The organism is Pseudovibrio exalbescens (assembly GCF_028737195.1).
Taxonomy (GTDB): Bacteria; Pseudomonadota; Alphaproteobacteria; order Rhizobiales; family Stappiaceae; genus Pseudovibrio; species Pseudovibrio zosterae.
The window spans coordinates 278,441-298,548 of the sequence record NZ_JAQZAJ010000006.1 but is presented as its reverse complement, the minus strand read 5'-3'; the positions used below and the strand labels follow the sequence as shown (position 1 = coordinate 298,548).

General features: G+C 56.9%; 25 protein-coding genes. 13 read left to right on the top strand and 12 right to left on the bottom strand.

Annotated features, from left to right (window positions below):
- Positions 1-273: 273 nt before the first annotated feature.
- Complete coding sequence (locus PUV47_RS17240; protein ID WP_274219830.1) at positions 274-627, top strand: VOC family protein; 354 nt, start codon at positions 274-276, stop codon at positions 625-627.
- Between the two features lie 9 nt (positions 628-636).
- Here PUV47_RS17240 and PUV47_RS17235 read toward each other — a convergent pair whose 3' ends face one another.
- On the bottom strand, positions 637-1,860 hold the full coding sequence (locus PUV47_RS17235; RefSeq protein WP_274219829.1) for a multidrug effflux MFS transporter: 1,224 nt from the start codon (positions 1,858-1,860) through the stop codon (positions 637-639).
- A gap of 496 nt (positions 1,861-2,356) precedes the next feature.
- On the opposite strand from PUV47_RS17235, the gene PUV47_RS17230 reads away from it, so the two are divergent.
- Positions 2,357-2,629, top strand: a complete 273-nt coding sequence (locus PUV47_RS17230) for a hypothetical protein (RefSeq protein ID WP_274219828.1) — start codon at positions 2,357-2,359, stop codon at positions 2,627-2,629.
- 86 nt (positions 2,630-2,715) lie between these two features.
- Here the strand turns inward: PUV47_RS17230 and dgoD are convergent, their stop codons facing one another.
- From dgoD to PUV47_RS17215, 3 genes are all read right to left on the bottom strand, one after another.
- The gene (dgoD, locus tag PUV47_RS17225) at positions 2,716-3,864 is read right to left on the bottom strand and encodes a galactonate dehydratase (RefSeq protein WP_274219827.1); all 1,149 of its coding nucleotides are present in this window, start codon (positions 3,862-3,864) and stop codon (positions 2,716-2,718) included.
- 46 nt (positions 3,865-3,910) lie between these two features.
- Positions 3,911-4,678, bottom strand: coding sequence for a FadR/GntR family transcriptional regulator (locus PUV47_RS17220; protein WP_274219826.1), 768 nt, complete (start codon positions 4,676-4,678; stop codon positions 3,911-3,913).
- Positions 4,679-4,790: 112 nt separating this feature from the next.
- On the bottom strand, positions 4,791-7,244 hold the full coding sequence (locus PUV47_RS17215; RefSeq protein WP_274219825.1) for a LuxR C-terminal-related transcriptional regulator: 2,454 nt from the start codon (positions 7,242-7,244) through the stop codon (positions 4,791-4,793).
- A 173-nt stretch (positions 7,245-7,417) separates the two neighbouring features.
- On the opposite strand from PUV47_RS17215, the gene PUV47_RS17210 reads away from it, so the two are divergent.
- A complete protein-coding gene (locus PUV47_RS17210; protein WP_274219824.1) occupies positions 7,418-7,777 on the top strand; it encodes a hypothetical protein in 360 nt (119 codons plus the stop codon).
- 39 nt (positions 7,778-7,816) lie between these two features.
- Here the strand turns inward: PUV47_RS17210 and PUV47_RS17205 are convergent, their stop codons facing one another.
- Together PUV47_RS17205 and PUV47_RS17200 are read right to left on the bottom strand one after the other, a co-directional pair.
- A complete protein-coding gene (locus PUV47_RS17205; RefSeq protein ID WP_274219823.1) occupies positions 7,817-8,908 on the bottom strand; it encodes an alkene reductase in 1,092 nt (363 codons plus the stop codon).
- Between the two features lie 63 nt (positions 8,909-8,971).
- Complete coding sequence (locus tag PUV47_RS17200; RefSeq protein WP_274219822.1) at positions 8,972-10,069, bottom strand: alkene reductase; 1,098 nt, start codon at positions 10,067-10,069, stop codon at positions 8,972-8,974.
- Positions 10,070-10,527: 458 nt separating this feature from the next.
- On the opposite strand from PUV47_RS17200, the gene PUV47_RS17195 reads away from it, so the two are divergent.
- The 10 genes from PUV47_RS17195 (at position 10,528) to PUV47_RS17150 (ending at position 17,029) form a co-directional block, all read left to right on the top strand.
- Positions 10,528-11,397, top strand: coding sequence for an urease accessory protein UreD (locus tag PUV47_RS17195; protein WP_274219821.1), 870 nt, complete (start codon positions 10,528-10,530; stop codon positions 11,395-11,397).
- Positions 11,398-11,406: 9 nt separating this feature from the next.
- Positions 11,407-11,709: an urease subunit gamma gene (locus PUV47_RS17190; RefSeq protein WP_274219820.1), complete on the top strand. Its 303-nt coding sequence runs from the start codon at positions 11,407-11,409 to the stop codon at positions 11,707-11,709.
- A gap of 37 nt (positions 11,710-11,746) precedes the next feature.
- Positions 11,747-11,989: a DUF1272 domain-containing protein gene (locus PUV47_RS17185; RefSeq protein ID WP_274219819.1), complete on the top strand. Its 243-nt coding sequence runs from the start codon at positions 11,747-11,749 to the stop codon at positions 11,987-11,989.
- 84 nt (positions 11,990-12,073) lie between these two features.
- A complete protein-coding gene (locus PUV47_RS17180; protein WP_274219818.1) occupies positions 12,074-12,652 on the top strand; it encodes a HupE/UreJ family protein in 579 nt (192 codons plus the stop codon).
- A gap of 9 nt (positions 12,653-12,661) precedes the next feature.
- Positions 12,662-12,967 (top strand): urease subunit beta, encoded by a 306-nt coding sequence (locus tag PUV47_RS17175; RefSeq protein ID WP_274219817.1) that lies wholly within the window; start codon positions 12,662-12,664, stop codon positions 12,965-12,967.
- Positions 12,968-12,969: 2 nt separating this feature from the next.
- Positions 12,970-14,682, top strand: a complete 1,713-nt coding sequence (gene ureC / locus PUV47_RS17170; RefSeq protein ID WP_274219816.1) for an urease subunit alpha — start codon at positions 12,970-12,972, stop codon at positions 14,680-14,682.
- A complete protein-coding gene (locus tag PUV47_RS17165; protein WP_274219815.1) occupies positions 14,682-15,185 on the top strand; it encodes an urease accessory protein UreE in 504 nt (167 codons plus the stop codon). The genes ureC and PUV47_RS17165 overlap by 1 nt, the downstream gene beginning before the upstream one ends.
- A complete protein-coding gene (locus tag PUV47_RS17160) occupies positions 15,178-15,864 on the top strand; it encodes an urease accessory protein UreF (RefSeq protein WP_274219814.1) in 687 nt (228 codons plus the stop codon). The genes PUV47_RS17165 and PUV47_RS17160 overlap by 8 nt, the downstream gene beginning before the upstream one ends.
- Complete coding sequence (gene ureG, locus PUV47_RS17155) at positions 15,861-16,496, top strand: urease accessory protein UreG (RefSeq protein ID WP_274219813.1); 636 nt, start codon at positions 15,861-15,863, stop codon at positions 16,494-16,496. Before PUV47_RS17160 ends, ureG begins: the two co-directional genes overlap by 4 nt.
- Positions 16,496-17,029 (top strand): GNAT family N-acetyltransferase, encoded by a 534-nt coding sequence (locus PUV47_RS17150; protein ID WP_274219812.1) that lies wholly within the window; start codon positions 16,496-16,498, stop codon positions 17,027-17,029. Before ureG ends, PUV47_RS17150 begins: the two co-directional genes overlap by 1 nt.
- A gap of 47 nt (positions 17,030-17,076) precedes the next feature.
- Here the strand turns inward: PUV47_RS17150 and PUV47_RS17145 are convergent, their stop codons facing one another.
- From PUV47_RS17145 to PUV47_RS17120, 6 genes are all read right to left on the bottom strand, one after another.
- Entirely contained in the window at positions 17,077-17,577 is a 501-nt protein-coding gene (locus PUV47_RS17145; RefSeq protein ID WP_274219811.1) for a DUF2335 domain-containing protein, read from the bottom strand.
- Positions 17,570-17,782 carry a hypothetical protein gene (locus PUV47_RS17140; protein ID WP_274219810.1) on the bottom strand — a complete coding sequence of 71 codons (213 nt, stop codon included), beginning with the start codon at positions 17,780-17,782 and terminating at the stop codon, positions 17,570-17,572. Before PUV47_RS17140 ends, PUV47_RS17145 begins: the two co-directional genes overlap by 8 nt.
- Positions 17,783-18,047: 265 nt before the next feature.
- Positions 18,048-18,614, bottom strand: coding sequence for a helix-turn-helix domain-containing protein (locus tag PUV47_RS17135; protein WP_274219809.1), 567 nt, complete (start codon positions 18,612-18,614; stop codon positions 18,048-18,050).
- A gap of 46 nt (positions 18,615-18,660) precedes the next feature.
- Entirely contained in the window at positions 18,661-18,954 is a 294-nt protein-coding gene (locus tag PUV47_RS17130; RefSeq protein WP_274219808.1) for an AzlD domain-containing protein, read from the bottom strand.
- Positions 18,951-19,643 (bottom strand): AzlC family ABC transporter permease, encoded by a 693-nt coding sequence (locus tag PUV47_RS17125; protein WP_274219807.1) that lies wholly within the window; start codon positions 19,641-19,643, stop codon positions 18,951-18,953. The genes PUV47_RS17130 and PUV47_RS17125 overlap by 4 nt, the downstream gene beginning before the upstream one ends.
- 70 nt (positions 19,644-19,713) lie before the next feature.
- A complete protein-coding gene (locus tag PUV47_RS17120) occupies positions 19,714-20,079 on the bottom strand; it encodes a VOC family protein (protein WP_274219806.1) in 366 nt (121 codons plus the stop codon).
- Between the last annotated feature and the right edge of the window lie 29 nt (positions 20,080-20,108).

The window sequence follows — 20,108 nt, the reverse complement described above, 5'->3', positions numbered from 1 at the left end:
ATGATGCAAGTAAAATCTGGATAACTGAGCATTTGCATAAACTATAGGCATTACTATCGCTCACAGTTTACCGGCTCTTAACATTTGCCTCTGCGTTATTTTTGCCCGTATACACACTAAGGAAATCGTTTTCTCTGCGGCATAAGGTGCAATGCGTAGTTGAGTTCTCCAGTAAATACCGTAGTCCCCCTCTGTTAAATTGAGGTCGCGCAAGTATGCTGTGGTCTATTCAATATCTGGCACGACCGCCCCACCCCATAGGGAGAATCAACGATGCTGAAAGACAAACAGATCAATTACATAGAGTTGCCCGCAAGCGACCTTTACGCCATCAAGACGTTCTACGGCACCGTGTTCGGCTGGACCTTCAAGGATTTTGGCGAAGAGTATGCCGCCTTTAACGACGGCACCATGTATGGTGGCTTCTATCACGCCGACCTGAAATCTTCCTCACAAGAGGGGGCCGCGCTCGTGGTGCTCTATGCTGAGCAGCTGGAAGACATGCTGGAGCAGGTCCAGACACACGGCGGCACCATTGTGAAAGAGATCTTCTCTTTCCCGGGCGGACGCCGCTTCCATTTTGCAGACCCTTGCGGAAATGAACTGGCCATCTGGTCAGAAAAGTAACACCTGCCCTCAACCCGAACCGGTGGCCGCCTTTTCAGCGGCCACAAGTGTCATCAGCGATGCAGCACCCAGAATGGCAAATCCCATAACGATTGGGGTCAGGCTGTTATCGTAGAATGAACCGATAATCATCGACAAAAACAGACCAATAAAGGTGGAGACGCTGCCAACCATCGTGGCCGCGGTTCCTGCCACATGGCCAAGGGGCTCCATGGCCAACGCATTCAGATTGCCAAAAAGCAGAGGCAAAAAGAAAAAGGTCAACGTCAAGTAGACCATGAAGGTCCACAGTGGCGGCTGCCCGCCCAAAAGCATGACAGGCCCCAAAAACAGCATGGATATTACCACCACGCCGGAGAGCGCCACCTTGCACAGCAGCTGCATTCCAAAGCGGCGCACGATGCGACCATTCACAACCGAAGCTGCGCCAAAAACCAGCGCCAACGATGAGAAGTAAAGCGGGAACAACTCGTTGATGCCATAGATGCCGCTGAAAATCGGCTGAGCGGTCGCCAAATAGGTCATGAAGCTCGCAAAAATCAGTCCAGTCCCGACGGTATAAAGCATGGTCGGTCGGCACCTGGCGATTTCCAAGGCCGCCTGCCCGATGGCGCGCGGCGAAATGGGGCGGCGATGCTCAGGGGCCAAGGTCTCGGGCTGACGAAGCGCAAGCCACAGCGTCGCCACAGAAGCCTGCACCAGCATGGCATAAAAGATCGTCGGCCAATGGGCCACCATGAGGGTAATCTGGCCCATCATTGGTGCAACAGCTGGAACAGCAATGAATACCGCCATCACAAAGGACGTAATTCGCGCCATCTCGCGGCCCGAGTATTGATCGCGGATCAAGGCCACAATCACAACTTTCGGTGCCGCAGCGCCCGCCCCTTGCAAGAAGCGTCCCGCCAGCAGCATTGGCAGGCTTGTTGCCTGAGAGGCCAGCAAAGCCCCCGCCACAAAGATGCCCATGCCGATGTAGATGGCAGGTTTGCGGCCAATTCGATCGGATACCGGCCCAAAAACCAGCTGTCCGACCGACATACCCAGAAACACAAAGGTTACAAGAAACTGCAGGTGGTTTTGATCGGCCACATTCAGATCAGTCGCAATATAGGGAAACGCCGGCAAAATCGCGTCTACGGAAAGAGCAACAAGCGACGTAAGCAACGCCATCAGCGCAACGAATTCAGCAGTGCCAAGGGGCCTGCCTTGAGAGAGTACAGCCTGTGTCATGAAAACTCTTGTGGCGTGACCTACGTAATAGGACGGTTGCACACCCTATCCCGTCTTTGAAGGCAAGATCAAGACGCTGTTTACCAGCCAAAAGCCGTGCAATGGTGCCATCGGGCTCATCGCTGAGCACACCTCAATGGTGCACAGTGCACGGCAACAGGTGTCGCCGCCGCAGGACCATCAACAGTGATTGAATATCTCAGCCTTAACCCAAGTAAATTCTCTTTTATTGCAGATTTGTGAAAAAGACCGCCGCGGGCCTTCTTAATAGATCCAGTATATTCTTTGACACGCAAAATAAACTGATGCGGACCGTATCAGGCGCTTAAACGCATCACCACTAATAAACATGACGCATACGGCAACCTTACTGAATTACGAGCAATACTTGGAGTTTTCATAAAACTGGTTGTTTTACTTAGTTTCCCAAGGTAGCTTATTTTTAAAGACAAGTGATTAAACGCCCATTTCAACCTTGAGTAAGGGAGTTTGGTTCATGGAGACTCTGGAAAGAGCATTACTGTGCACTGAGAATTTTTCTATCGATCGCGTGTCCCACACGCGTGATTGGTATCTGGTCGGTGACCTCTGTATGGGGCACCTCTACATTGAAGAAACAACAACCAACTCCATGTGTTCCGGCAGCGGTGCCGGTTACAGCCTAACCCGCGCTCATTCTGTTATGGAGATACTTAACCGCTCCCCCATGGACGAGGTAAAGTCCGCGCTTGAAAGCCGCCTTTTTGACGTCTTTCGGGAGAGCGCCTGACAGTATTCACTGGCCCCATCGCGCCACACAATAGAAGGGCAGCGCAAGTCAAAGATGCGCTGCCTCACCATCCTCCGATGCAGGGGCTACCACTCCGCGATGGAACCATCCTCATGACGCCAGATCGGGTTCTTCCAGTTGCTGGCATCCTTGGAGCGCTCTTCAACAAACGCCTCGTTGATCTCCACACCGAGACCCGGCTTTTCAAGCAGCGGCAAATAGCCATCAACGATCTGAAGCGGTGAAGGATCGACCATGTAGTCGAGCACGTCGTTTTCCTTGTTGTAGTGGATCCCCATGCTTTGCTCCTGGATGAACGCATTGTGGGAGACGAAATCCACCGTCAAACAGGCAGCCAGCGCAATTGGCCCAAGAGGACAATGGGGCGCCAGCGCCACATCATAGGCTTCCGCCATTGTCGCGATCTTTCGCGCTTCGGTAATGCCGCCGCAATGCGACAGGTCCGGTTGCAGTACATCTACATATCCGCGCTCCAACACACCCCGGAACTCATAGCGAGAGAACATGCGCTCGCCCGTTGCAATCGGGTAGGAGACGTTTCCGGCGATCTCTGGCAAGGCGTGCAAGTGTTCCGCAAGCACGGGCTCTTCCACAAACATGGGGCGGAACGGCTCCAGCTCCTTCATAAGAATTTTGGCCATTGGCTTGTGCACGCGGCCATGGAAATCCACTGCAATGCCAACGCCCATGCCCACCGCTTCACGGGCTTCGGCGATACGCGCCACCGCATCATCAACCTTTTCATAGCTGTCTATGATCGCCATTTCCGGGGTGCCGTTCATCTTGAACGCCGTGAAACCTATCTCGACCACTTCCTTCGCCTGACGGCCAATCTCGTTGGGGCGATCCCCTCCGATCCAGCAGTACATGCGCATCTTGTCTCGCACAGCCCCGCCCAGCAGCTCGTGTACGGGCACACCGAGCGCCTTGCCTTTAATGTCCCAAAGCGCCTGATCAATGCCTGCGATTGCACTCATCAAGATCGGGCCACCACGGTAAAAACCACCGCGATAGAGCATTTGCCAGATGTCTTCCACACGGCGTGGATCCTTGCCAATGATGTACTCGGAAAGCTCATGGACCGCAGCTTCCACCGTTGCGGCACGCCCTTCCAGCACGGGCTCCCCCCAGCCATGTACGCCTTCATCTGTTTCAATCTTCAAAAAGCACCAGCGAGGTGGCACGCGCCACGTCTTGATCCCAGTGATCTTCATTGGTCATCTCCCTGTTTGACTTGAAATTGAATTGCCGTCCCGCTCTTCAGGATTTCAGCCGGGCATGGCGCATCTCGCCAATGGCCTCCGCGGTAAGGGTGTCACCGAGATCGTTGGCGCTGCGCAGCAGGATCTTGCAGGAACACTCAAAGGCGGCCTGCACATCACGAAGTCGAATGGCCTCAACCAGCGCGCGGTGCAGCTCCAGGCTGGATGTCATATCGCTCTCGGCCTGCTGTGTGGTACGGCGAATACTGCTGAAAAAAGCCGGGCGCAGGCTCTTGGAAAACTGAAGCCAGATCAGGCTTTGCGATGCACGATACACCGCTTCGTGCAGGTCAATATCCCACTCGCCCAGACTGCGCCCTTGATAGCTCTTCTTGCCGCTATCATGGGCTTGGACCATGCCCTCCAGAGCCGTTTCCATGGCAGCAAGGTCGCTCGCTTTTGCCTTGAGCGCCGCTTCTGCGGAAACATAAGGCTCGGTTGTCACGCGAAAACGGAACATCTCGCGGGAAAACGGCAGACTGTCATCACTATAAGCTGCAATCCACGACGCTACGGTTGGGGCCAGTATCATCCAGTCTTCATAGGGCTGAACATAGGTTCCCTGTCCCGAAGTGCGGCTCACGATGCCATAGGAAACCAGCTCACCAAGGCAACTGCGGATGGTTGCGCGGCTTACGGCATACTGTGCGCACAACTCCAACTCTTTCGGCAGCAGACCACCCGGCTTGATGCTCCCGGAGAACAAAAGTTGAGCCAGGCGTTCAAGCACCTGCGCCTTGCGGTCTGAAGCTCCAGTACCAGCCATGAACAATCCTCCCGAGCAATGTCAACATAATCTATGTTATGTCTGACATAGGTTCAAGATGTATCGTTCCCGCCACCGAAAGGCCATCTGGCAGTCGTCCATTACGGCTCTGTCACGCTCCAATCATGCCCATGGAGCGCGCAGTTGCGATGGCCTCGGACCGGCGTTTGCAGCCCAGTTTTCTGTAGGTGTTCTTGAGGTGAAACTTGACCGTAGCCTCTGAAAGACCAAGCATATTCGCGGCGTACTTGTTGGAGGCCCCCTCGGCAACAATCATCAGGACGCGCCGTTCCATGCGGGTCAGCGGATCGGTCTCGTCCTTGCGCTCCGCCCGTGCGTTTTCATCGGCCTTGGTCAGCGAGTTGAGCGCGTCCTGCAGCTGGTCGCGAGACAAGATGAACGAGCGGATCTGGCGGTCATTGACCAACTCCTCAAGGAAAATGATATCCTCGTAGAGCGAGCCGATGGAGTCCGATCGCGCGGCATCAGAAAGCAATTGCAGGAACACCGTCGACGCCAGCGTTGTGTTCTTCTGTCTGCGTGCCACAAATGCCTTGACCGAGGTCAGCATGCGGGCCTGATTGCGCGTCACCTCGTAATTGCCCAAGAACATGTCGAGCTGCTCCAGCAGCTCCGTTTTCTTTGGCCGCTCAAAGGCAATCTGGCGCATCCACGTAAGTGCCACCGAAATTTCGTTGGCATCTGTCAACTTGGCCAGTTCCTGCTTGGCGCTTTCAACCCACTGCCGGGTGATCCGCCCCTGAATGGCCTCAAGATGCTGCTCGGCTTCAATCCAGCGCCCGTTGTCTTGCAGCAGTTCCACGCGGCGCATGATCATGGTGAAGCGGAAATGCGGTGCCTGCCAGTGGTTGACGCGCCACCCTTCCAGGAAACTGCGCGCTGGCCCCATGCCGCGATGGCGGTTCAGGACCTGCGCGCCAAAGTAGACGGCAGAATCCGCAAGGCTAGGCCACATCTCGCCAATGGCAAAGGCTTCCATGTCCCGATCGATGAACGTCAAGAGCGGCTGCGGGTCGCCCCGTTCATAGGCAATGCATCCCTTCACCAAGCGGTTGAACCGGCGCTCGGTTTCGGCTTCCATACCCATGCTTTCGAGCAGCTTTTCCGCCTCTTCCTGCATGGCGGCCGCCCGCGGAATCTCCCCTTCCTTCAGCGCAATGTTGCACTGGTAGATGCGCACACTCACCATCAGCAGGGGCACTTCCGCCTGCTCGTAGTGATAAATCGCCCACTTGGCGATCTTCTCAGCCTCTTCCATCTCTCCCGTTCGCATGTGCAGCTCCATCATCGAGTGATAAAAGCTGCCGCGAGAGAAATGGTCCGTGCTCGGAATTTCGCGGATCAAACCATCCAGCAAATGAACGGTTTCCTCTGAGACCATCTGGTCTTCATAGGTCGCCAGAATAAGGCGGACAGAGCGCAGCAGCACGGAGAACTGCTGTGTGGCCCTGAACGCCGTGCTCAAGTCCGCATAGTCCTCGCCGAAGGCATCACTCATGATTTTCATGGCGCGACCGCTATCGCCTGCCTTCGCCGCAGCCAGTGCGCGGCTGGAGATCACCGCCTCGCTGCCATTGTCCGCTGCAAAGCCGCGCAGGACATCGGCAAATGCCTGCCGCCCATAGCGAAACAGAAAGAACGGCCCCCCGTGACGCGCAAACAGACGCGTTGCTTCTTCCTCACGCCCGGCCAATTGCAACTCGCATATGGCCTGCGGTACCATCTTGTTTTCATAGAGCAAGGAAGAGGTGACAAGGCGAACCGGGGTTTCCTCATGCTCCTTGATGCGCAACCCGACCGCGACGCGGGCCGCGTCAACAAGGCGCGGCAAGGCCCAGCACAGCTTGTCGCCGCGGGAGGTAATCAGTGGCTGAAAGTGCCGCTTCACTTCAAAGACCCGGTCTTTCAAAGCAGCGTCGCAGCTCAGCCCATCCTCGTGCTCCAGCACAAGACGCAGAACTGCCAGCTCCTCAAGGCTCGCCTGCTGCAAAAAGTAGGTCAGGAGAAACGAGACCGCCCGCTGTTCAGTCAGCGCACTGTCCTCCAACACGGCACGGATAAGCCACGGCCATCCGCGCGTATCGGCATAGAGCTGCTCCGCCTGTTCTTCCGGCAAGATCTCGCCCAGCTCTGCCCTGGACAAACAAAGGTCCTGCCACGAAAACACCCGCGCCGTCCCAAAGAGCACAAGCTTGTCGCACCAAGGCTGGTTCCAGTTGGGCCGGCGCGTCAAAATGCACTTTTCAAGCTGCTCATCCAGCACGCTGCGCGCCTGCACCTCCCCCATGAGAGTGCGCATATCGCAGATCGCCGCTTGGTGGTTTTTGCCAAGGCGATAGCTTGGCGCCAACGTCAACTCAACGTTCAGGCGTTCAGCTAGTCGCTGAACCAGCGTCGTCTTGCCACTTCCTGCGGGCGCTTCAATCACCGCGACAGGTTCCGGCGCGGCGATGATTTCTTCAATCAAAGCCGCGTGTTTTTCGTCAAGACGCACCCAAATCCGGTCGCGCTGGTCAGCAGGCAAGGCAAGCAACAGATCACTCATTCTTTGCAGGTTTCCTGCATATATGGTCATATTACGCAGAAAACCGGCAGATGTTTCCGTCAGGCTTCCAAAGCTTTCTTGCCCGACAAAAGCAAGTACCGCTTTTTCCTCGGGTTTCCTTCAATATGAGGGGATCGTAGCCTGACACAATAACAGGAAACCCGAGGGCACACTTGGTCATTGGTACTAGGCATTTCGCAGTCGCATGCTTCCTTTGTCTGCTGGCAGGCTGCCAGACGGATGAAGAAAGGCTGCCCAAGGCTTTCTCAACCGAGGTCGCAATCCCGCCGGGCGGCTATCTGCTCACAGTCGCCACCAATCCAATTGGCGCGCGCTGTCATCTGGCCGGACAGCCCAACACCCTTTTCATCGAGCCGACACCGGGCTACATGGTCGTCCCACCAGGCTATGAGAACAACGATCTCGTTTGCGCAGCGCAAGGCTACACCACTTTTCGCGGGGAATGGATCTCGCAGCCCTATCCAGCCACCAACAAAATCTTGATAGAGGTTCTGCTAAGCCCCGATGCCTAGCAAAAAGCCAGAGCGCGTGGCTCTGGCTTCAAGGGTCATCTAGGCCGCCGCGACGGGGTAATCGGTATAGCCCTTTTCATCACCGCCATAGAATGTGGCATGCGCATCATAGCCCACAGGCGTGAGTGCAATCCCGTTTCGCAGACGGTCAACAAAGTCCGGATTGGTAATGAACGGCTGACCGAATGCCACCAAATCCGCGTGGTTCTTGTCCAACAGCGCCTGCGCCTTTTCCTGTGTCAGCTTGCCTGCAACCATGATTGGGGCAGGATAGATCTTGCGCACCTCTTCGCGAAAGCTCTCCGGCACCTCGGTATAGTTGGAGATGTTCTCGCTGAAATGGATGTATGCCAGCTTGAGCGGTGCCATTTTTTCCAGCGCCTTCAGTGTCAGGTCAACAATCTCGTCATCAGGTTCGCCAAAGCCCTCCGTCACAAACGGAGAGAGGCGAATAGCCGTCTTGTCGGCACCAATTGCTCTCGCCACCGCCTCAACCGCCTCCAGCATGAAGCGCATGCGGTTCTCCTGAGTGCCTCCATAGGCATCTTCGCGGTGGTTGCTCGCCTTGCGAAGAAACTGGTCGATCAGGTAGCCATGGGCACCGTGAAGCTCCACGCCATCGAAACCCGCCGCAACGGCGTTCTTCGCCCCTTGCACAAAATCGGCAATCGTCCGCTCAATGTCTCTGCCGGTCATGGCCCGCGGAACGCCGGTTTCAATCATGCCGTAACCGCCTTCAGGAAGAGGCCCGAACACCTTGTCTTCGTCTTTCAGCGCCGAGGGCGCCACAGGCTGCGTGCCAGCAATGGTCTCATGAGAGCGACGGCCCACATGCCAAAGCTGAACAAAGATCTTGCCGCCTTTTTCATGGACTGCGGAAGTCACCTTCTTCCAGCCCTCGATCTGCTCAGGCGTATAGATGCCGGGCGTCATGGAATAGCCCCGCGCAACCGCTGAAATTGGTGTCCCCTCAGAAATGATGAGGCCCGCACTTGCGCGCTGTGCGTAGTAGGTGGCCATCATGTCATTGGGCCGATCGCCAGGCTGCGACGTGCGCGAGCGGGTCATTGGGGCCATGGCGATACGATTGGAGACCTCAAAGCCTCCATGGCTAAAACGTTCAAACAACATTTGGAAACTCCTTGCGCGGCACCGCCTCAATGAGCGGGAGGTGAAGCGGTGCCGGGCGTCAGGTCAGGCAGAAAAAGTCGGATAGTCGATCAAGCCTTTGGCACCGCCACCGAACAAGGTGTTCGGATCATGGGTCGCAAGGCTCTGGTTGTTCTTGATGCGCTCTGGCAAATCCGGGTTCGCCACAAAGGGCCGCCCGAATGCGATCATATCCGCAAGACCGTCCTGAAGCGCTTGTTCCGCGCTTTGCGGTGTATAGCGGCCCGCATAAATCAGCACGCCCTTAAACGCCTCACGCAGAGCACGCTTGAATTCAATCGGCGTGTCCGGCGCATCATCCCAGTCAACCTCCGCAATATGCAGATAAACGATCCCACGCGCATTCAGGAGCTTGGCAGCCGCCGTATAGGTTTCAATCGGGTTGGCATCAACAGTGCCGTTCAGCGTGGTCAATGGCGCAAGCCGCACCCCGACGCGGTCTGCACCAATGGCGTCGATCATGGCGCTCACAACTTCATCCAGAAAGCGCAGCCGGTTTTCAAGGCTGCCGCCATATTCATCAGTGCGCGCATTGGATTCTGAATCGATAAACTGGTTGATCAGATAGCCGTTGGCTGCATGCAGCTCGATGCCGTCAAAACCTGCCTCAATGGCGTTAAGCGCGGCCTGACGGTACTCGCCAACCACCTCTTTAATCTCGTCAACGGTCATCTCACGCGGCTTGGCGGAGAGCACAAAGCCGGGTGCATCCGTTCCGTTGTCGACAAACACCTTGACCCCTTCCGCCTGAATGGCTGAGGAAGAAATCGGCTGCCGGCCGCCAATGTTGTCGGGGTGCGTCACCCGGCCCACATGCCACAGCTGGGCGAACATGGTCCCGCCCTTGGCATGCACCGCATCCGTCACAGTGCGCCAACCGGCTATCTGCTCCGGGGTATAGATGCCCGGCGTCCAGGCATAGCCCTTGCCCATCTCTGAGATCTGCGTCCCTTCGGAAACGATCAGGCCCGCAGAAGCTCTTTGCGCGTAGTATTGTGCCATCAGGTCATTGGCCACATCTCCCGGCTGGCTCGCGCGGGAACGTGTCATTGGCGGCATGACGATCCGATTTGTGAGCTCCCGATCGCCAAGTTTGATAGGGTTGAACAGTGCAGCGGTCATTTTCTTTAATCCTCTAGCGATTTGAGCGCACCCTACTCCCCGCAGATCGCTTGATTAAGAGGAGCGCAGACAAATCAGTTTTGCGCCTCACGCAAAAAAGCGGCACCGCCAACCCCCAATACGCAAAAGAACGCAGAACGCCGCGGCTTGTAGTCTCTCAGCCAAACCCTTTCGGGACGGCGATGTTTCGCCTCACTTCATGCCCGAGAAACCCACCCTTGTCGCAATTGCTTAATTTATAGGCACAGACTTACCATCCCGCAAAACAGGCCGCGTGCATCAGGCCATACTCACAACCCTGAATCCCTCGTAGATTCAGTGGGTTGAAGGGCTACCAACTCCGCATTCTAGTATTGGCACGTAGCTTGCTAAACCCACCGAGGACGAACGCAGATTGGGCACGTTTTGGCTGTGTTCGGCCAAGGGAGACCTTTAGATCAAAAGATTGGATAATAACCATGACCGCACATAACCTGGCAGAAAAGCCGACCCCCGTTGCGGGGCTGCAGCGCACTGCCGGTGTGGGTCGTATTGCGTTTAAACCTGCACCATCTGAAGATCCAACAACAAGCGCCACACGCCTTGAAACCCTCTATCAAGAGGGAGCCGCCAAGGTGCGCCTGCCCAAAGTCTATAGCGACATGGCCGAGGCTGTGCTCATCAACACCAGCGGCGGTTTGACAGGCGGCGACGTACTCGATTGGTCGGTAGAAGCCGGGGTCAACACCCGCTCCGTTCTGACAACTCAGGCCTGTGAGAAAATCTACAAGGCCAGTGAGGGGACAGCCAATGTCACCTCGTTCCTCTCTTTGGACAAGGGATCGGAACTACATTGGCTCCCGCAGGAAACCATCCTGTTTGACCGCGCTTCCCTCTCCCGCCAGATGCATGTTCACATGGCAGAGGATGCCCGTTTTCTTGCGGTGGAGGCCGTCATTTTAGGGCGAGACGCCATGGGTGAGCAGGTGGAAATGGCCCATTTCAGCGACCGCTGGCGCATTCATCGTGGTGGCAAGCTTGTTCATGCGGACGACCTTCTGTTCTCTGGCGAGGTTACAAAAATCGCGGCAGGCAACAGCACTCTAGCCAGCCAACGGGCGTTTGCCTCCGTTGTTTATTTAGGGCCTGAAGATCAAGAGGTGCTTGAGGCGCGGTGTGACGCGCTGCGGCCCAAAACACCAGACCTTTCCTTTGGCATCAGCACTTTCAACGGCAAGATCACAGCGCGGCTCACTGCCGCCACAGGGTTTGATCTGCGCCAGAAGCTGATCCCGTTTTTGCAGGGCCTGCGCCCCGAGCGCGCATTGCCCAAGCTTTGGAGTTTGTAAGGAGTCCCAATGAACCTCACCCCTCGGGAAAAGGACAAACTGCTTGTCGCCATGGCCGCCATGGTTGCCCGCGCTCGCCTGGAGCGCGGGGTCAAGCTCAACCATCCAGAAGCTGTTGCCATTGTGACAGACTATGTTGTTGAAGGTGCCCGCGACGGCCGCAGCGTAGCCGATCTTATGGAAGCCGGTGCCCATGTGATCACCCGTGATCAGGTAATGGAAGGCATTCCAGAGATGATCCATGACATTCAAGTGGAAGCCACTTTTCCAGATGGCGTCAAACTGGTCACCGTCCACGAGCCCATTCGGTGAATGGTGACACAACACGGCGCAAAAGGAGGAAAGTGCCATGCTGGAAATGAGACCCGGTTGTGAATGCTGCGATCGCGATTTGCCCGCCGACCAACAAGGCGCCTTCATCTGCACTTTTGAGTGCACATTTTGTGCGCACTGTAACGACAGTGTCCTGAAGGGCACCTGCCCCAACTGCGGCGGTGAGCTTGTCCCTCGCCCTGCGCGTCCAACCGCCTTGCTTGGCAAGTTTCCAGCCCAAACCCGACGAACTCTAAAGCCTGAGGGCTGCGCCGCCTGATCGATCGAACTCAAGAACAACATTAGCAGGAACGCGGGCATCCAAAATAACCCGTTCATACCTGTCCATCCCGAGGGGAACCCGATGAAAAAGCTTATAGCACTCACCGCAATAGCCACTCTCGCTGGCGTCACGACCGCTGCGGCCCATGCGGGCCATGAAAACACATCCAGCTTTGTTTCCGGCCTCCTGCACCCGCTCGGGGGGCTGGACCACATGCTCGCCATGATCGCGGTGGGCATCTGGGCCGCTCTTGTCGGCGGAAACCGCATCTACTGGTGGCCTGTCTCGTTTGTCGCTGCCATGCTGCTTGGCTTTGGGCTCGCAGCTGCGGGTGTTTCCATCCCGCTCATCGAGCCGGGAATCCTTGCGTCCGTTGTTATAACCGGTCTGTTGATTGCATTGGCTCTGAAGCTGCCATGCGCCGTTGGTTGCATCATCGTTGGCCTGTTTGCTCTGTTTCACGGGGCAGCTCACGGTCTTGAAGCGCCGGGCGGAAGCCTTGTTGGCTACGCCCTCGGCTTTTCCGTTGCCACCTCCTGTTTGCTTCTTGCCGGGCTTGGCTTTGGCACAGTGGCAACTGGCAAGGCTGGCAAGACGATCCTTCGGGTCGTTGGTGGCCTGTTCGCTGCTGGCGGTCTTGCGCTCGCGTTTACCGCATAAGGAGCCTTCATGATCCCCGGAGAAGTTATTGTCGCCAGTGGCGACATCACCCTCAACGAGGGCGTGGACAGCATCACGCTCAAGGTGGCCAACACTGGCGACCGTCCGGTTCAGGTGGGCAGTCATTATCACTTTGCCGAGGTAAATGCCGCCCTCACCTTTGACCGAAAGGCCGCACATGGAAAGCGCCTCGACATTGCCCCCGGCACTGCCGTGCGCTTTGAGCCTGGGCAGACCCGCGAAGTTCACTTGATCCCCGTTGGGGGCACGCAGACCATTCAGGGCTTCCAGATCAAACCAAGCGGAGGGGCGTGACCATGGCAACTTCCATTTCTCGCGCCGCCTACGCAGACATGTTCGGCCCCACCGTGGGCGACAAGGTCCGCCTTGCTGATACGGAGCTTTTCATCGAGGTGGAGAAGGATTTCACCACTTACGGTGAGGAGGTGAAGTTCGGCGGCGGCAAGGTCATCCGCGATGGCATGGGCCAGAGCCAGCTGTCCCGCGCCGAAGGAGCCGTCGATACGGTCATCACCAACGCCTTGGTGGTGGACCATTCCGGCATCTACAAAGCCGACATCGGCCTCAAAGACGGCCGCATTGCCGCCATTGGCAAGGCAGGCAATCCGGACATGCAGAGCGGCGTCGACATCATCATTGGTCCGGGAACGGAGGCCATTGCCGGAGAAGGAAAGATCCTGACAGCCGGCGGCATGGACGCGCACATTCACTACATCTGCCCCCAGCAGATCGAGGAGGCCCTGACCTCCGGCGTCACCACCATGCTTGGCGGCGGCACGGGTCCGGCCCATGGCACCTTGGCAACCACCTGCACGCCCGGCCCGTGGCACATCGCCCGGATGATTGAGGCGGCAGACGCCTTTCCCATGAACCTTGCGTTTGCGGGCAAGGGCAACGCTTCCCACCCCAAGGCGCTGGAGGAAATGGTGCTTGGCGGGGCCTGCGCGCTGAAGCTTCATGAGGATTGGGGAACCACCCCATCGGCCATCGATACCTGCCTCAGCGTGGCAGACAGCTGCGACGTTCAGGTGATGATCCATACGGACACGCTGAATGAAAGCGGCTTCGTCGAGAACACCATCGATGCCCTGAAGGGCCGCACCATTCATGCCTTCCATACGGAAGGTGCAGGCGGGGGGCATGCGCCGGACATCATCAAGGTTTGCGGCCTTTCAAACGTCCTGCCATCCTCCACCAACCCGACACGTCCTTACACCCGCAACACCATTGCCGAGCATCTGGACATGCTCATGGTCTGCCACCATCTGGACACCAACATTCCCGAGGACGTGGCCTTTGCCGAAAGCCGCATCCGCAAGGAAACCATCGCCGCTGAGGACATTCTGCACGACATGGGCGCGTTCTCCATCATCGCCTCGGACAGTCAGGCCATGGGCCGCGTGGGCGAAGTGCTGATCCGCACCTGGCAGACCGCCGACAAGATGAAGCGCCAGCGCGGCGCTCTTCCGGAAGAAACCGGCGACAACGACAACGTTCGCGTCAAGCGTTACATCGCCAAGTACACCATCAACCCCGCCATCGCCCACGGGCTGTCACGGGAGATCGGTTCCATCGAAGTGGACAAACGCGCCGACCTGGTGCTCTGGACACCGGCCTTCTTCGGCGTGAAGCCAGACATGGTACTTACCGGCGGCACCATCGCCATGGCCATGATGGGCGACCCAAATGCCTCCATTCCAACACCGCAGCCCGTTCACTACCGGCCCATGTTCGGAGCCTATGGCAAGAGCCTGACAAACTCCTCTGTCACCTTTGTCAGCAAGGCGGCTCTGGATGCGGGTCTCCCGGAAAAACTGGGCACCGCCAAACAGATGCTCGCGGTCGACAACACCCGGTCGGGCATTTCAAAAGCCTCCATGATCCACAACAGCGCCACGCCGCACGTGGAGGTAGACCCAGAAACCTATGAGGTTCGCGCAAACGGTGAGCTTCTCACCTGCGAACCGGCAGAAGTGGTTCCCATGGCGCAAAGGTATTTCTTGTTCTGATGTTTACTGCACATACATACAAACGCGCCGGAGCGTATTCTGGCGAAGTTCTGGGCACCGTCACACTCTCCCATGACGAACGCCATTTGCGCCGCAAGGTGCTCACCACCGATACAGGAGTGAAAGTCCTGTTCGAAGTAGCTGATGCCGTCTCGTTTGATGAGGGCGACGCCATTGAAACAGAAGGCGGCAAGTTCGTCGTGATAAAGGCCGCTGTGGAGCCGCTTTACGAAGTCAAAGCCCGCGACGCCCTGCACCATGCCCAACTATGCTGGCATCTGGGCAACCGGCACCTGCCCTCGCAGATCGAGCTGGACCGCATCGTGATCCTAAAGGATCACGTCATCAAGGAAATGCTCGAAGGCCTCGGCGCGACCATCACCGAAATTGAAGGAGCGTTCTCACCGGTCCGCGGCGCTTATCACAAGTCCAACCGCAGCAGCTCTCATTCACACAGTCACGGCCACAGTCACCATCATTCGCATGACCACAGCCATGACTGATCCAGATGGCCGAAGGGCGCTTTTGCGGCTGCTCACATGGCTGTCGCCCGCGTTCCCGATCGGCGCATTCTCCTACAGTCACGGCGTGGAAACTGCCATCAATGCGGGGGTTATTCAAAACGCAGAAACGGCCAAGGAGTGGCTGCAAGGCGTACTCAACCATGGTTCGGGCTGGAACGATCTGCTGGTATTGGGACAAAGCCATGCAGCTGCCACAGAAAACGACAGCGCCCGGCTGGCAGAGGTGAACAGCCTTTGCCTTGCCATGGCACCCAGTGCGGAACGCTATTTTGAAACCCAGCGGCAGGGCACAGCATTTCTGACCTATGCGCAGCCGTGGATCGGGCAGTCAGACCCCATGGCAGCAGCGGTTGGAAAGAGTGCCGCGCTACCTGTGGCGGTTGGGCTTGCAGCGGCGCGAACACACATCCTCCTTGAGGAGCTGAAACTTGGCTACCTGCAGAGCTTCACCAGCAATCTGGTCTCGGTGTGCCTGCGCCTTGTGCCCCTAGGCCAATCGGAGGGCGTGCAATTGCTCGCCGATCTGGAACAGACCTTCATCAACCTCACAGAGCGTTCACAGGGGGCCACTTTGGATGCTCTTGGGAGCGCTGCCATCCTGTCAGACATCGCCAGCATGGCGCATGAAACCGAACCTACAAGGATTTTTCGATCATGAGCGGATCATACGGACCTTTGCGCGTCGGCATTGGAGGGCCTGTTGGTTCAGGCAAAACCACGCTGACGGAAAAGCTTTGCCTTGCCTTTCGCGATCAGTTTTCCATCGCTGTTGTGACCAACGACATCTACACCCGCGAAGACGCCACCGCGTTGGTGCGTGCGCAGGCCCTGCCTGAAGACCGGGTGCTGGGGGTAGAGACCGGCGGCTGCCCGCACACCGCCATTCGCGAAGACGCTACCATCAATCTGCAGGCCATTGATCAACTCATAGAGCGGCACCCCGATCTGGACATGGTCTTCATAGAAAGCGGCGGCGACAACCTAGCGGCCACCTTCTCACCGGATCTTGCAGACATCACCCTCTATGTGATCTCCGTGGCGCAGGGCGAGGAGATCCCGCGCAAAGGAGGCCCCGGCATCGTGCGCTCTGACATGCTCATCATCAACAAAAAGGACCTTGCGCCTTATGTGGAAGTCGACCTTGGCGTCATGGTGCGGGATGCAAAGAAAATGCGCGCCAGCAAGCCGTTTTGCTTCACCGACCTGAAGCGCGGGGATGGGGTCGACGAGGTCGTGACCTTCCTCAAGGAAGTCGGCGGTCTGGTTGCAGTGACGGGGACCAACGATTGATGCTGAACCTCAAGAAACTTGGCAGCGCAGATTTGCCACGGGCATTGGAACCGCTCACTCAAACACTCCACGCAGCAGTTCACGCCGGTGCCAGCATCAGCTTCATCCTGCCGTTTACACCAGAAGCCGCCCGTCGCTTCTGGCAAGAAAAGGTCTTTCCCGGCGTTGAGGCGAACCGCTGTTTGTTGCTCTGCGCCTATTGGAAGGAAGAGCTGGCAGGCACCGTTCAGCTTGACATCGACATGCCGCCCAATCAGGCCCACAGGGCAGAAGTGGCCAAACTGATCGTGCATCCTTCCCACCGCCGCAAGGGTATTGCGCGCGCGCTCATGATCGCACTGGAAGAAGAAGCCCGCGCCCAAGGCAAGACCTTGATCACGCTGGACACCCGAACCGGGGATAGCGCCGAGCCGCTCTATGCATCCCTCGGCTATGAGACAGCAGGCAGCATCCCAAACTTCGCCAAAGCCCCGGACAGCGACCGCCTCGACGCAACAACGTTCATGTACAAGATTCTATCGCATGCTGGTTGAAACAAGAACAGTCGTGGCGAGAGTTCAAGCGCTGGAAGCCCGAGCGCCTAGCCTCCGGCTTTATATGCGTTGACGAAGTAACCAATGACACCTGCAAAGGTAGCTCCAAACAGCACCCCTGCAACGGCATCATGCCCTAAGTAGGCCAAACCGGCTCCAGTAGCCAAAATGATCAAAAGCGCAGCCAGTCCACCGGAATACGAGATTAATCGGAAACGATTATCAGCATCCTGTTGTCTCTTGTGAGAGCGCAAGTATTCTTCTTGCTCCAGTTCAGCCATCTTGATGATGCGCTCAACAAGGCCCGGGTGCACACGTTCATACTCTGCCAAAGTTTCGGGAGAAGGAAGCGGCCCAGAATGCATGCGGGTCTCTTCATGCTGAGCGAGGAGGATAGAACCATCCTCATGTTCAACCAACTTTTTCGCAAACTTCGATGCAAACTGCGCAATCTGTTTTTTGGGAATTGTGCTGTCTGCAGACTCCCTGGCCAAGACCTCCAGCGCGCGGGTTACGTCTTTGCGATCTGGTCGACGCGCTTCATCCATGTTTCAAGGCGCTCTTCATGGAACGCGTAGCCGACTGTAGATAACCACCAGTTCTACTCCAAGCTGCATTTAAGCTTGCGCCCCGCGCTAATGGCTTTCCACCAACCGGAGGAACAACAACCAATGAAGTAGAGAGAAAGCCAAGCGCTGCAGTTTTACCATCGACTGCACTCCGACAAACCGGTTTTTTCGTCTTTTTGCTCATAGCCTCCTCCTTTCATCTAACCCCACGATTGTCACAGACATCGCAAACAAGCGGATAACAAAATTATATTATTGTTCGCTGACGCCTGATGTCGTTGCGTCCAATAGAAAACCCATCGGCGCAACTCATCCCGTTCGCAACAATCAGCTACCTTACAGCGTACACAAGTCTCATCAAGCCCAAGATCTCCTGAAGCTTTTCATAACATTACTATTTGGGCAAGCTAGATCATCACCGCAATATGCTCATTGCTCCTTGAGCAATGTCACGCCCCACTCTCCATGACCAGCATGATGCGGGCATGAGGGCTTAGGGCCTCATAAAGGTGTGGCTCATCTCCGGGGAACGCGTAGTAATCGCCTTGCTGCAGCACCTCTTCAGCACCTTTTGGTCCGGCCCGCACCTCCCCTTCCATCACGATCAGGTGCTCCAGCGTTCCGCGTGGATGGGCCTTGTTGCATTGAGGCTTCCCAGCAGAAAGCGCCACCTGATAAATGTCGTGGCGTGTCTGCGGTGCGCAAGAAGCCAGAAGCACGGCTTGAAACGCTGAGCTTTCCGCCTCAATGCGCTTGCCCTCTCCGGCACGGATCAAAGTCGTTCGTGCCGGTGGCGCTTCAAACAAGAAGCTGAACGGAATGCCAAGGGCCGTCGCGATCGCCCACAAGGTCTCGACACTCGGGTTCCCACCGCCCGCTTCCAACTGCGACAGCGTTGATTTTGACAGTCCCGCTTTGGCAGCAAGCGCAGAAAGGGACAGGCCAGCCTTGGTTCGCTCGCGGGTAATCGCAGCGGCAATGGCCGCCGTCATGGCCTTTTTCGCGCTTTTGCTCATGTCCATTCTTCCAATCCCTAATAAAAGCGTCTGTTTGCAGCGGCCATCAGGCGTAAGTGCGTAGCGCCCAAATCGCCACGATGCCAATGGCCATGGTAGCGGGCAAACTGCGCGTAAAAAGCGCCACCATAACTGCAATTCCACTGGCGATCAGCTCAGCGCTCTCGCCTTTCACAGTAAACAGAGCCACCAGCGCCACAATCAGGCACCCGGGCAGCGCAGAAAGAAACCGTGCCCAAAAGCCTGTCTGCGGCAACCGCTGCCCCAGTGCCCAGCCACAGAAGCGAATGAGAAACGTCAGCGCAGCAAGCCCGACGATGACCAGCCATGTCTCGCTCATCTGCGCACTCCCGCCACTGTTGTTCCTGCCAGCGCTGCGACGATCAACACCCACGTCTCGCTCAAGACACCGGAATAAAGCCCAAGCACAACAACGGCCACCACGCATAGCCATGGCAACAGATCCTGCGGCCCGCGCCAGAGTGAGCGCGCAATCGCGATGAACGCCGCTGTGAAGGCAAAGTCGAGGCCCAACGCTTTGGGGGATGGAATGGACGTTGCCACAACGACGCCAGCCACGGTGGAAACCAACCAGATCAAAAGTAGTGCCAATCCGCCGCCAACCAGATACCAATAGCCCGAGGCACCACCGCGCTTTTGCCGCGCCAACATCATGGCCCAGTTCTCATCGGTGGTCAGATGCAGCCCAAGCACCAGTTGCCACAGTGGCCTTTGAGAAAAAACGTTGCTGACAGAAGCCGTAATCAGCAGCAACCGAAGGTTCAACGCAAGACCTGCAATGATTGCGGCCGCCGCCCCGGCACCGGCCATCAGACGCTCCACCGCCACAATCTGCGCCGATCCCGCAAACACGAATGTGCCCATGAAGCCAACTTCAAGGCTCGACAGCCCCGCTTGAGCGGCCAGTAGACCGAACGCCAAACCGTAGAAGCCAACGCCGACAGCAAGAGGCGTTATCTCGATAAACCCCTTCCGCGCCTCGCTGAAATCCGATTGTTCCAAAACCATAGGGGGCACTCCACTCAACAAATCGTTCGATAAAGTGCACACACGTTCGTTTTAATGTCAACATTGTTCGCTATGTCGTACGCGACATCAACTCAATACGATTGCCCCAAGGATCCTCTGTAAAGAAACGGTCATAGCCTTTCAGGTGCGCATCATGCTGCATCGGGTAACCACTCGCTGCCAACGCCTTCTGCAAAGTGCTGAGATCATCGCATAGAAACGCCGGGTGCGCTTTCAAGTCGGGCTGGAACCTCTCATCCGCGCCCAGATGTAGGTTCACCTTTCCTGCACGAAGCCAAAGCCCACCTCGTTCCTTCAGGACAAGCGGCTTTTCGACTTCTTCAAAGCCCAGAAGGTCAATGTAGAATTTGCGGGCGGCGTCCTCCTGATTTTCAGGGATCGCAATCTGCACATGGTCCAGCGCCAATATTGCCATATACTTGCCCTCCAAGCTGGCTAATATGA